The organism is Pedobacter sp. GW822-FHT03F06 (assembly GCF_058801365.1).
The window spans coordinates 330714-342389 of sequence record NZ_JBXANE010000007.1; the positions used below are offsets into that span (position 1 = coordinate 330714).

Sequence of the window (11676 nt, forward strand, 5' to 3'; positions counted from 1 at the left end):
CCAATTCACATCATGAAATTTAAGCTCATGGCTTTTTTAGCCATATGGATGAATATTGCCCTTACCTTTGCTCAAGCCCAAACTTCTCCATCCAGAATTTATGGTCGTGTATTGGATGCCGATGGAAAAAATATAGAATTTGCCACTGCTGCACTGCTTAAAGATTCGGCGTTGGTTAAAACAACTTTCACCGAAAAGGATGGACTGTTTAGTTTCGATAAGCTCAGCTTTGGAAAATACCTGATTAAAATATCGGTAGTCGGATCGCCAATATATCAAACCGATACGTTGGTGCTATCAGCCAGCCATGCCGTTATTGAACTATCAGATATTAAGATCACTGCTGGAGCGACCAATTTGAAAGAGGTAAATATTTCGGGGCAAAAGGCTTTCGTAGAGCGGAAAATAGACCGTACTGTTGTCAATGTTGATGCTCTGATCTCGAATGCAGGCACAACTGCCTTGGATGTGCTGAGCAAATCGCCAGGGGTAAATGTAGATCAGAATGGGGTAATCTCGCTCAAAGGTAAAAGTGGAGTGGCTATTTTCATTGATGATAAACCAACCTATTTATCGGGCGCCGACCTGGATAATTACCTGCGTTCGTTGCCTTCCTCTTCGCTTGATCAGATTGAACTGATGACCAATCCACCTGCCAAATACGATGCTGCAGGAAATGGAGGCGTAATTAATATCAAAACCAAGAAAACCAAAACCGCTGGGTTTAATGGAGGGATTAATCTGAGTTTAAATCAAGGCAAATTAAGTCGCTCGAACAACAGTTTCAACTTTAATTACCGCAAGGATAAGATTAATGTTTTTGGTAACCTGAGCTACAACCTTAACAATAGTTTTACCGATCTTGATCTCAACCGGAAATATAAAAATGCTGATGGTAGTGCCAAATCCTACTTTAATCAGAATTCTTATTTCCGCAGGCACGGCAATACTTTTAATTTAAAAACCGGACTTGATTATTATGCTTCTGAGAAAACTACCTGGGGAGTGGTACTTACCGGAATGAACCGGATTTCGAAACAGGTAAACAACAATACCAGTAATCTGTCTAATGCTTCAATGCAGTTAGATTCGGTCATCAGGGCTGAAAATATCGATCAGATCAAATATCAGAATGCAGGTGTAAATTTAAATTACAGGCACAAATTTAAGCAGGCAGGTCGGGAATTAACCTTCGATGCGGATTATCTGCTTTATCGAAATCAAACCGACCAGACTTATTACAACTTCAGTTATCTGCCTGGCGGATCCTTAAAATACCAGGATATTTTAACAGGTAACCTGCCTTCAAATATTGATATTTATACTGCTAAAATGGATTATTCGCATCCATTGGAAAATAAGTGGAAGCTGGATGCAGGAGTTAAAACCGCTTATACCAAAACGGATAATATTGCCGATTACTTTAATACCGCAAACGGGAAAACCAGTGCCGATTATGAAAAGAGCAATCACTTTTTATATGAGGAGAATATCAATGCCGTTTACCTGAATATGAGCAGGGAAGGGAAGCGGTTTTCGCTCCAGGCTGGCTTAAGGTACGAAAACACGGTTTCTAACGGGCATCAGTTGGGCAATCTGATCAAACCCGATTCGAGTTTTAAAAGAACCTATAACAGTTTATTTCCAACGCTTTATTTCTCCTACAAACTCGATACTGCAGGGAACAATCAACTGGGACTGAATTATGGAAGAAGGATTGATCGTCCTTATTATCAAGACCTTAATCCATTCTTTTCTCCTTTGGATAAGTTTACTTATTATGTTGGCAATCCTTTTTTAAAGCCTTCTTTTACACAAAGTATCGAACTTTCTCATACTTATAAAAATAAGATTACCACAACATTTGGCTACAGCTGGGTGCGGGATGAGGTGAACGAAACCATCGAAATTTTAAATGGCACCTATTATAGCAGACCAGCAAATGTGGGTAAAACAAGAGTGGCCAATGTTTCGGTAAATGCAGATATCGACCTCACCAAATGGGTTAAACTGAATGCTTATGTTGAGTATGCAAAAATAGTTTCAAAAACAGATTTCTATACAGGTTTTTTGGTTACTAATGGAAGTTATTTAAGGGCGAATCCGAATTTGCAGTTCAAAATCAGTCCGACCTGGAATGCAGAGGTAAATATGCGTTACCAGAGTAAACTATCTAATGTACAGTTTTTATTGGGTGAAGTACATGAGTTCGGTGCAGCGGTGCAGAAAAAACTTTCAGCAAAAAGTACGTTGAAGTTAACCGCTAACGATATTTTCAGAACCCGTATTTATAATGGTATAATCAATAATCTGGCAAATACAGAAGCAAACTGGGTTAACCGTCAGGATTCGAGATCGGTTGTAGTGAGTTATAGTTACCGTTTTGGTAAAGCTTTTTCTTCGCCGGCTAAACACGAGTCTTCTGGTGCCGATGCAGAAAAGAACAGGGTGAAGAACTAATGGAACAATTCGTCATCCCGAATGAAAGCGCAGCGAAATGGAGGGATCTGTAGCGTTGACTATTTTTTTTGGAAAGCAGTGCCTGTGGTGCTTCGGTTCCGCTAGTCCCGCCCTTTGCTTAATCCTGATAGCAGGAATCAGGATAACGCTGTCGGTCGGGTTTATTTTACCCAGGATAGCAGTACTGTTTAGGCCCGCTAAACCCGATCGAAGTGGTTTCGATTCTTCATCTAAAAGAACGGAGAGCGGGGCTATTTCAATCTAAAGCTGCTGTAATTGCTTTTCAAAAAAATCTTACCAATTGGTCTTTACCTAATTGGGCACAATACATTTTTTCTATTTCTATTGGTCGGTGTCTCACCGACCAATAAGTGAAAGTCTTTTGACGACCTAAGTCACCTGAACGCAACTAAGTTTTCAATTTTCCTATACAAACTGATTCAACACCAGCACCCCAATAAGCCCTAAAACAGAAACCAGGCTTTCCATCATGGTCCAGGTGCTAAAAGTTTCTTTAAGGCTAAGGTTAAAGTATTCTTTAAACATCCAGAAACCTGTATCGTTTACATGAGAAAACATTAAACTCCCCGCGCCGACCGATAAAACCATTAACTCTGGCGGAGTTCCCGGGCCAATTAACGGCAATACCATACCCGAAGCGGTTAGTGCGGCCACTGTTGCTGATCCCAGGGTTACCCTAAGCGATGCGGTGATTAACCATGCGAGTAATAATGGCGATAAATTTAGGCCACCAGTAAGCTGTTTTACGGTTTCGCCCACACCACTATCAATCAAAATCTGTTTAAAGGCACCGCCTGCTGCAATAATGAGGATAATCATCGCAATACTTTTAACACCTTCGGCACACGATTCCATTGCTTTTGTAATGGAAGTTTTCTGAACCGCTAAAGCAATAATAACCGAAATTAATAGGGCCGCGGTAGGATCGGCTAAAAATATAAACAGCGGCTTGCCGATATAATCGAATTTAAAACTACTTCCAATGGTTCCCGCGATAATTAAAAATACCGGCAGCAATGCAGTAATGAAACTCCTTGAAGCAGAAGGAAGGTTTTCTTCTTCGTTGATACTGAAGTGCTGAACAGTTACCGATTGATCGCGTTTGAGAATCAATCGTGGAAAATAGATTCCGGCAATAACCGCAATTGGTACACTTAAAGTTAAACCATAAATTAATGTTTTACCAATATCGGCATGGAAAATGCCAGCCAAAGCAACCGGACCAGGATGGGGCGGTAAAAAACCATGTGTTACCGAAAGGGCTGTAGCCATTGGGATGCCAATATATAATTTTGATAATCCTGTTGTGGCAGAAATGGCAAAAACCAAGGGGATTAACACCACGAAACCTGCATTGTAAAATAAGGGAATCCCCACCAATAAACCGGTTAACAGCACGGCCCATTGGATGTTCTTTTTGCCAAAAGCGCCGATCAATATGAAAACAATCTTTTTTGCCGATCCGCTATCTTCAATTAATTTGCCCATCATCGCACCGAGTGCCAAAACCATTACCATGCTGCCCAGCGTGCTACCTATACCATTGCTGATAGAGGTCATTACTTTTGTGGCAGGCATGCCCAATAAAAGACCTGTAATAATCGCCACAGCAATTAGGGCAATCATTGGGTTGATCTTTTTCAAGATCAGTACGAAAAGCAACAGGATGCCGAAGAGTAGAATAAATAATGACATTTGGTTAGGGTTTAGGTAATGTGATTAAATGTAGCTTTTACCACAGATGCACACAGATAAACACTGATTTTAATAATTATCTGTGCCTATCCTTTTTATCTCCCGAAAATCAGGACAGGTCGTGGTTAATTTTCACTTTTAGCGCTTTTTACTTTTTAACGGTAATGGTTCTGCCGGTAACGAGATGAAACTCATAAACCCGGTACAGGCCATCATCACTAATTTCTATATTTTCAACGAGGCCGGTTTTGCTAAAGGTATCGGTTACCATATCGCCGATTTTCACATCCTGAAGAATATCGCTTGGTGTATCACTGTTTAATCTGATCATGATGTAAAAGTATTATAATTTGCCAAAAGCTGCATAAAAGAAAAACTTAAACAGGAACTGCCTAATTAAAATTAAATTCAGAAGCTATAATCATTTAGACCAGTGTATTAAATTTTGATTCGATATGGTTTCTTGCCTCTTTTTGAAATTCTTCGGGCGTTTGGCCCGTCTGTTTTTTAAAGAAACGGCTAAAATAAGGTCGGTCTGAAAATCCCAGTTCGTATGCAATTTCTTTGATGGTATGCGCACTATGGATGATTTTCCTTTTTGCCTCCAGGATAATGCGGTCGTGGATGATCTGCATTCCTGTTTTATTTAGTTTTTCTTTTAAAATCTGATTTAACCTTTTGGAACTGATGCCTATTTTACCGGCATAGAAATCGGTATTCCTAACCTGCTGGTAATTGCTTTCGAGTAACATCAAAAATTCGTAGACTCTTTTTTGCTGTACATCATGGCTGGTAAATTCATGTTCTTTTACCTGGATCAGTTTTAATAAAAATACCTTCAGCAGTGCTTTGGTAATGATAAAAGTATTGCCTGCCTTCTGGTATTCATCCTCAATTAATTTGTAAATATTGCTGAGCTCAGCAGCGGTTTCCTGATTTAGCCTTAAACAGGAAAATTCGCCCTGAACATTAAAGATCTTAAACAGATCGAGTAGGAATTCTTTTTCTTCCCCTTCGAGAACAGACCTTTTAAAAGAGATTAATACACCGTTTTTACCAGCTTTGTTAAGCTGGTGCACACGGTAGGGAGGGATGAGGTAAATCCAGTCTCCTTTACTGTCGAATTCTGATGCTTGCAGTGCGTGTAAGGGTTCTTCGTTTTTTAACCAAACGATTTCGAAGAACTCTTTTCTGCCCGGATCATTAAGATAGCTAGGCGGGCAATTGCTCAGATCGCGGATATAGATAATGGATTTTTCCAGATGTGTTGCTTCGGGTAATAAACTCATGATGGTTAAAGTTAAACACTTAATTTTTTATCGGTTGGATTAACAGATAATTCTGGTGGACTATTCGGAAACAGTGCTTTTAATATGGCTAATGGATGACTTTTGCCGTGATATGTTTCCTGATTGTCCCATATAAGTGGCTAAATGTATAACCATGCTTGTAAAGAGCTGTCATACCTTTGGGCAAATAAACAGCGCGTGTAAAATGGATTTAAAAGCACCAGTAAAAAATACAGATAGCCAGTTAGCGATAGATAGCCTTGATAACCAGCAGCTGGCCTGGGATCTGCAAATGAACCTGGATAAGATTATTGAGGAGAATACCCGATTGGCCAGACAGATGGAATTAGACCAGTTGATCCCTTTTGTATATCACATTCAGCAGGCAAAACGGATTTTTATTACTGCTGCAGGCCGCTCTGGTTTTGCCATGCAATCGGCAGCAATGCGTTTAATGCATCTTGGACTTACTGTTTATTATGTTGGTGATACCACAAGTCCGGCAATTGAAGCCGGCGATTTATTAATTGCTGCCTCGGGTTCAGGATCAACCGGATCAATTGTAAGGGCAGCAGAAAAATCAAAAGCGGTAGGTGCGGAAGTTGTGGCCATTACTACGAATGCCGGATCGTTACTGGCAAAACTGGCCAGCCATGTGGTACTGGTACCGGCAGCAGAAAAAGAAGACCACAGTGCAAAAATATCTACCCAGTATGCAGGAAGCCTGTTCGAGCAGTTTTTGCTTTTACTTAACGATGCCGTTTTTCAATCGCTTTGGAAACTGAGCGGGCAAGCTGCAGAAACATTATGGAAGAGACACGCCAATCTTGAATAACAATTAATTATAATATAAATAAAATAGAATCATGGCAAAATTACAAGTAGCAATAGATTTATTAACAACTGAAGAGGCCTTAGCATTGGCAGCAAAAGTAGCTCCATACGTAGATATTATTGAATTGGGCACTCCGCTGATCAAGAATATGGGTTCTACAGTAATTACGGCAATGAAAGCTGCACATCCTGATAAACTGGTTTTTGCAGATTTAAAAACTGCAGACGCGGGCGAATTAGAAGCTGATATCGCATTTAAAGCAGGAGCTGATTTGGTTACCGTAATGGGCGCTGCAGGAAATGCAACGATTATTGGTGCTGTTAAAGCGGCAAAAGCACATGGAAAAGGAGTAGTGGTAGATACCATTGGTTATCCTGACCGTGTTAAAAGAGCACAAGAGGTTACTGCATTAGGTGTTGAATTTGTAGAACTACACGCAGGTTTAGATGAACAGTGGACGGCTGGTTACTCTATTCAAGTGCTTATTGATGAGGCTGCAAGAGCTGGAGTTCCGGTTTCTATTGCTGGTGGGGTAAATATTGATAACGTTACCGCAGTTATACAGGCAGGTGCTATAGTTGCCGTTGCAGGTGCTGCAATTTATGGTGCTGAAGATCCTGCTGCTGCGGCAAAAGCGCTTCGCGAAGCAATTGATGCTGCATAGTTATTAGTGGATAATCTGTTAGCATAGGCCCTTGGTTTATGCTAACAGATTATATTTTACTTTTGGTGATATTGGTTAGTCAATAGCATGAATAAAATGGCTATTAATCCTGTTTGGTCCAAACCAAAGCAGCAGTATCATAACCTAAGCTTTGTGCCTTTTTTAAATATTGCTGTTTAATGTTTTCCGGGATGCTTTTGTTTCTGGATAAAATCCAGAGATATTTTAGGCTGTTGCCAGCTATCAAAGCATATTGATAATCTGTGTCGATCTCGATTACGTTATAGCCTGCATAAAAGGGACCAAAAAAAGAAACTTTTAATCTCGCTTCGTCGCTTTCTTTCACAAACTTTGCTTTACCGATACTCTGTTTCCATTCTTTTTTAGCATAATTGTAGCCGCGGTTATCTACCTTGATACTACCATCGTCTTTAAGCGAGTAGGTAGCAGTTACATTATTAAGATCTTTTTCGAACTTAAAATCCATTCGGGCAATCTCATACCACTTTCCCAGGTATTTGTCTTTTTTAAATGGCCTAACAGCAGTGGCTCCCTTCGGAATAGACACACAAGAAATTAGATTGATCGCTATAACACCAACGCCTAAAGCCAGAAACAATATGGGGTATCTTTTATTCATATTTTAAATTCTTTTAAAAAGGAACAAAGTTGTTATCATATAGTTTGCTTAACTCTCCGTTCTTAAAATCTTTAACGGTGGTTGGTTAAGAATGCTTCTTGTGCTTAGTACACCCGTAATTACCACAAGCAATACAATTGAGCCAAACAGTAATAATGTTGGTATAAATGGAGGCATAAAGGTTGCATCGAAAGTAAATTTAGCCAATGCCCAGCTTCCACTGATGGCTAAAATTAATCCGGCGCCTGCTGCAAATGCTCCTAAAAAGAAATATTCAATGGCGTTTATGGCTACAATCTGCTTTCTGCTTGCACCCATGGTCCGTAATAAAATACTTTCTTTTATCCGCTGGTTTTTACTAGTTAATACTGAAGATATTAAAACAATCCAACCCGTTACCATACTAAAACCGGCCATAAACTGAATCACAAAACCGATTTTGCTTAACAGCTCATCTAAGAGTTTTAATACCAGATCTAAATCGATGACCGAAACATTTGGAAATTTTTGCACCACTTCTCCTTGGAAACGGGCTGAAACTTCGCCCGATGGTACCCTGGTCATCAACACATGAAACTGTGGTGCTTCTTCTAATACCCCTGTTGGAAAAACAACCCTGAAATTGGTCTGCATCCTGCTCCAGTTTACTTCCCTCAAACTTCCAACAACCGTTGGGATCATCATACCCTGCACATTAAAAAGGATTTTATCATTCAGCTCAACATGAATCTGCTGGGCATAACGCTGATCTAACGAAATATAAACGGTTTCATTGGGTTTTATTTTTCCGGTCCATTTGCCTGCCGTGATTTTCTCTGCTGCGGTTAAAGTATCCTGATAGGTAGCCCTGATTTCGTTGCGATAAGCCCTTCTGTTATTGGTATCTGCACTGGCTTTCTTCCCGTTAATTTCTTCAATGCGCATGGTAATTACTGGTACCTGGTTCATTAGCGGCAATTTGAACGCTTTGGTTAAACTGTCCAATCCTTCTTTTTGCGTATTTTGGATATCAAACATCACCATATTGGGCTGGTTAGCGCCTGATGAAAGCGTAACGCGACTCATTAATATCCCCTGAACAAAAAATAGGGTACAGATAAATGCAGTTGATAAACCTATAGAAACGGTAAGCATCAAGGTTTGGTTATTTGGCCGGTAAAGGTTAGCAAAACCCTGTCGCCATAAATAACTGGATGAATTGGGCAAGAGTTTTCTCACCAGGAACATCAACAGTTTAGACAGTATGATCAACAGCACAAAAGCGATGGCAATACTTGCGGTAAAAGCCAGCGTTTGTATCCACGTTTTCATCTGCAAGTGCGTAAAAGCCGTAATAAAGACCGCCATAAGCAGGTATACCAGCCAGGTTAGCGGATCTCTTTTTCCAGTTGCTTTTTCGAAAGATATCCGGATGGCATTTAATGGCGAAATTCTTCTAACGGATAGGAGCGAAGGAAGGGCGAAGAGGATCGAGATGATCAGACCAAGTAACAGCCCCTGACCAACAGCAGGCCACGAAACCTGCATGGTGATCTCCACAGGTAAAAAATCTTTTAATACCAGTGGAAGCAAAAATTGTATACCCGTGCCTAAGGCTGCGCCTAAAACAGCGGCAATTAAGCCAATAAAAAAGACCTGGATAAGGTAAATTAAAAAGGCATGACGCGATTTTAACCCTAAACACCTCAGGGTAGCAATCGCGCTTAACTTTTCCTGGATATACACATGGATAGCGCTACCTACGCCAACACAACCCAGCAGCAAAGCGATAAAACCAGATAAAGCCAGAAAACGGTTTACATCTTTAAACGATCTTCCGGTCTGTTCTTTTCTCGATTCAACCGTATCGGCATCGAAACCTTCTTTTTCTAATTTACTGTCCTGCTTTTTTACCCATTCATCTATCTTGGATGGATCATTGTACCTGAAATAAAATTTATTGTTGATCCGGCTTCCGGTTTTAATCAGATTTGTTTTATCGAGGGTTTTTAGTGGAATATAAACCGTAGGGGCAATACTTGCACCAATACCTGTTTGGCCCGGGGCTTTGGTTAAAGTGCCCAGTATGTTGAAATTGAGATCGCCGATTTTTACCGAATCGCCAACTTTTGCATTAAACTGCAGCATCAGGGTTTGATCTACCAAGGCATTTCTTCCCGATTGAAAGTGTTTTGCTGCGGTTAGCGGAATGGTTTCTATCGTACCATAATATGGATAATTTCCCTCTAGTGCTTTCATTTGTACCAAACGGCTACCTCCGCCTTTCTGGAAATAGATCATCGAAGCAAAGGTTTTCTCCTGCGATCGTTCATCGCCAAGTGTATCGAGCATTTTTTGCATCGCTTTGCTTACACCTTTCCGGCTATCTAAAACCAGATCGGCTCCTGTAAGTTCTTTTGCCTGTGCATCGATATCCTTTTGCAGGTTATCTTTAAACGAATAAACCGCAACGAGGGCTGCAATGCCCAAAACGATGGATGAGATAAAGAGCAATAAACGTGCACGGTTTTTCCTGCTATCGCGCCAGGCCATTTTAAACAGCCACGAAAACTTAATAGATTGTTTTGGGAGGCTATTAGGCATAAGTAGGATTTTCGTCTGAAATGATTACGCCGCCTTTAATTTTAATGCTCCTTGCTGTTCTGGCAGCCAATTCAAGATCATGTGTTACGATAATCAGTGTGGTTCCTGCATCTTTGTTTAAATCAAAAAGCAATTTGATCACTTTTTCACTGGTTTCTGCATCAAGGTTTCCGGTAGGTTCATCTGCAAAAAGAATAGCCGGTTGGTTTGAAAATGCCCGTGCCAGCGAAACGCGCTGTTGCTCACCACCTGATAATTGTACAGGATAGTGATGGGAGCGGTCGGCAAGGCCAACTTTATCCAGCAGTTCCAGTGCATGCGCACGGATGTTTTTTGCTCCTCTCAATTCTAAAGGTACCATTACATTTTCGAGTGCCGTTAAAGTGGGCAACAGTTGGAAGTTCTGAAAAATGAAACCCACATATTGATTTCTGATCGCTGCCCTTTCATCTTCATTTAGTTTCTCTAAGGCAATACCATTCAGTTCAACCGTTCCGCTACTGGCCCTGTCCAATCCGGCACATAAACCAAGTAAGGTTGTTTTTCCGCTTCCCGAAGGGCCCGTTATGGCTACCGTTGAGCCTGCTGTTATCGAAAAATTAATGTTATCCAAAACGGTGAGTTCCCGTCCGGCACTTTGATAAATTTTGCTTACATTTCGGATGTTCAATATGCTTTCCAATAGCTGAATTTTTAGGGTTTGCGTATAGATTGTGGCCAAACATAACCGGGCGCTGCCTGTTAAGGTAATGGTTTAAACGATAATTAGATATAGATTACTTAGATATGTTACGAAAACGATTAATGGGGCTATTTGTTTTGAGCCTTGTACTACTAAGCTGCGGAAACCGCGAAAATAAAAGCAATACCGATAAAACTTTAGATTCGACTGACCAAAAAACGGCTACCGTGCCTTCTGAGCAAAAGAATATCCTCTTTTTTGGCACCAGTTTAACCGCAGGTTATGGGCTCGACCCTACGGAAGCTTACCCGGCATTGATCCAAAATCGGATCGATTCTTTACAAATGCCTTACAAAGTAATTAATGGTGGTTTAAGTGGCGAAACTTCTGCTGGCGGAAAAGGGCGCATTGATTGGTTGCTTAAACAGCGTGTGGATATTTTTGTGCTCGAACTTGGCGCTAATGATGGACTGCGTGGGTTGCCTGTATCGCAAACGATTAAAAACCTTCAGGCAATTATTGATCGGGTAAAAGCTAAATACCCAGATGCTAAAATGGTATTGGCTGGTATGCAGGTTCCACCAAATATGGGTGCAAAATATGCCGCCGACTTTAAAAACATGTTTCCTGATCTGGCAAAGAAAAACCAAATGGCCCTGATCCCGTTTTTATTGGATAAGGTAGGTGGTGTTCCGAAATTAAACCAGGCCGATGGCATACACCCAACTGCCGAAGGCGATAAGATCCTTGCCGAAAACGTTTGGGTAGTGCTGAAGGATTTGTTGTAGTTTAAACAGACAGATTCCG

At 40.8% G+C, this 11676-nt stretch carries 10 protein-coding genes; 4 read left to right on the top strand and 6 right to left on the bottom strand.

What is annotated here, in order from left to right; translation table 11 throughout:
* Positions 1-12: 12 nt before the first annotated feature.
* Positions 13-2460: a TonB-dependent receptor domain-containing protein gene (locus AC1RJ8_RS14635; RefSeq protein WP_492954465.1), complete on the top strand. Its 2448-nt coding sequence runs from the start codon at positions 13-15 to the stop codon at positions 2458-2460.
* Between the two features lie 426 nt (positions 2461-2886).
* Here AC1RJ8_RS14635 and AC1RJ8_RS14640 read toward each other — a convergent pair whose 3' ends face one another.
* The 3 genes from AC1RJ8_RS14640 to AC1RJ8_RS14650 form a co-directional block, all read right to left on the bottom strand.
* Entirely contained in the window at positions 2887-4176 is a 1290-nt protein-coding gene (locus tag AC1RJ8_RS14640) for a gluconate:H+ symporter (RefSeq protein WP_492954466.1), read from the bottom strand.
* A 148-nt stretch (positions 4177-4324) separates the two neighbouring features.
* Complete coding sequence (locus AC1RJ8_RS14645; RefSeq protein ID WP_057934142.1) at positions 4325-4507, bottom strand: hypothetical protein; 183 nt, start codon at positions 4505-4507, stop codon at positions 4325-4327.
* Positions 4508-4601: 94 nt separating this feature from the next.
* A complete protein-coding gene (locus AC1RJ8_RS14650; protein ID WP_057934143.1) occupies positions 4602-5465 on the bottom strand; it encodes a helix-turn-helix domain-containing protein in 864 nt (287 codons plus the stop codon).
* A gap of 205 nt (positions 5466-5670) precedes the next feature.
* Here AC1RJ8_RS14650 and hxlB point away from each other — a divergent pair, with 205 nt between their 5' ends.
* Together hxlB and hxlA are read left to right on the top strand one after the other, a co-directional pair.
* Positions 5671-6300: a 6-phospho-3-hexuloisomerase gene (gene hxlB / locus AC1RJ8_RS14655; protein ID WP_492954467.1), complete on the top strand. Its 630-nt coding sequence runs from the start codon at positions 5671-5673 to the stop codon at positions 6298-6300.
* A 31-nt stretch (positions 6301-6331) separates the two neighbouring features.
* Positions 6332-6964, top strand: a complete 633-nt coding sequence (gene hxlA / locus AC1RJ8_RS14660; protein WP_492954468.1) for a 3-hexulose-6-phosphate synthase — start codon at positions 6332-6334, stop codon at positions 6962-6964.
* Between the two features lie 103 nt (positions 6965-7067).
* On the opposite strand, the gene AC1RJ8_RS14665 is transcribed toward hxlA, so the two are convergent.
* From AC1RJ8_RS14665 to AC1RJ8_RS14675, 3 genes are read right to left on the bottom strand one after another with little or no spacing between them, the layout of a single operon-like run.
* Positions 7068-7604: a lipocalin family protein gene (locus AC1RJ8_RS14665; RefSeq protein ID WP_492954469.1), complete on the bottom strand. Its 537-nt coding sequence runs from the start codon at positions 7602-7604 to the stop codon at positions 7068-7070.
* Between the two features lie 48 nt (positions 7605-7652).
* Positions 7653-10187: an ABC transporter permease gene (locus tag AC1RJ8_RS14670; RefSeq protein WP_492954470.1), complete on the bottom strand. Its 2535-nt coding sequence runs from the start codon at positions 10185-10187 to the stop codon at positions 7653-7655.
* The gene (locus AC1RJ8_RS14675; RefSeq protein WP_057934160.1) at positions 10180-10869 is read right to left on the bottom strand and encodes an ABC transporter ATP-binding protein; all 690 of its coding nucleotides are present in this window, start codon (positions 10867-10869) and stop codon (positions 10180-10182) included. The genes AC1RJ8_RS14670 and AC1RJ8_RS14675 overlap by 8 nt, the downstream gene beginning before the upstream one ends.
* A 104-nt stretch (positions 10870-10973) precedes the next feature.
* Here AC1RJ8_RS14675 and AC1RJ8_RS14680 point away from each other — a divergent pair, with 104 nt between their 5' ends.
* Entirely contained in the window at positions 10974-11657 is a 684-nt protein-coding gene (locus AC1RJ8_RS14680) for an arylesterase (RefSeq protein ID WP_492954471.1), read from the top strand.
* Positions 11658-11676: the final 19 nt, after the last annotated feature.

Coding starts and splice junctions, on each gene's coding strand:
- AC1RJ8_RS14650 (WP_057934143.1), bottom strand. CDS start 5,465: ATGAGTTTATTACCCGAAGCAACACATCTGGAAAAATCCATTATCTAT.
- AC1RJ8_RS14640 (WP_492954466.1), bottom strand. CDS start 4,176: ATGTCATTATTTATTCTACTCTTCGGCATCCTGTTGCTTTTCGTACTG.
- AC1RJ8_RS14680 (WP_492954471.1), top strand. CDS start 10,974: ATGTTACGAAAACGATTAATGGGGCTATTTGTTTTGAGCCTTGTACTA.
- hxlB (WP_492954467.1), top strand. CDS start 5,671: ATGGATTTAAAAGCACCAGTAAAAAATACAGATAGCCAGTTAGCGATA.
- AC1RJ8_RS14635 (WP_492954465.1), top strand. CDS start 13: ATGAAATTTAAGCTCATGGCTTTTTTAGCCATATGGATGAATATTGCC.
- AC1RJ8_RS14665 (WP_492954469.1), bottom strand. CDS start 7,604: ATGAATAAAAGATACCCCATATTGTTTCTGGCTTTAGGCGTTGGTGTT.
- AC1RJ8_RS14645 (WP_057934142.1), bottom strand. CDS start 4,507: ATGATCAGATTAAACAGTGATACACCAAGCGATATTCTTCAGGATGTG.
- AC1RJ8_RS14670 (WP_492954470.1), bottom strand. CDS start 10,187: ATGCCTAATAGCCTCCCAAAACAATCTATTAAGTTTTCGTGGCTGTTT.
- hxlA (WP_492954468.1), top strand. CDS start 6,332: ATGGCAAAATTACAAGTAGCAATAGATTTATTAACAACTGAAGAGGCC.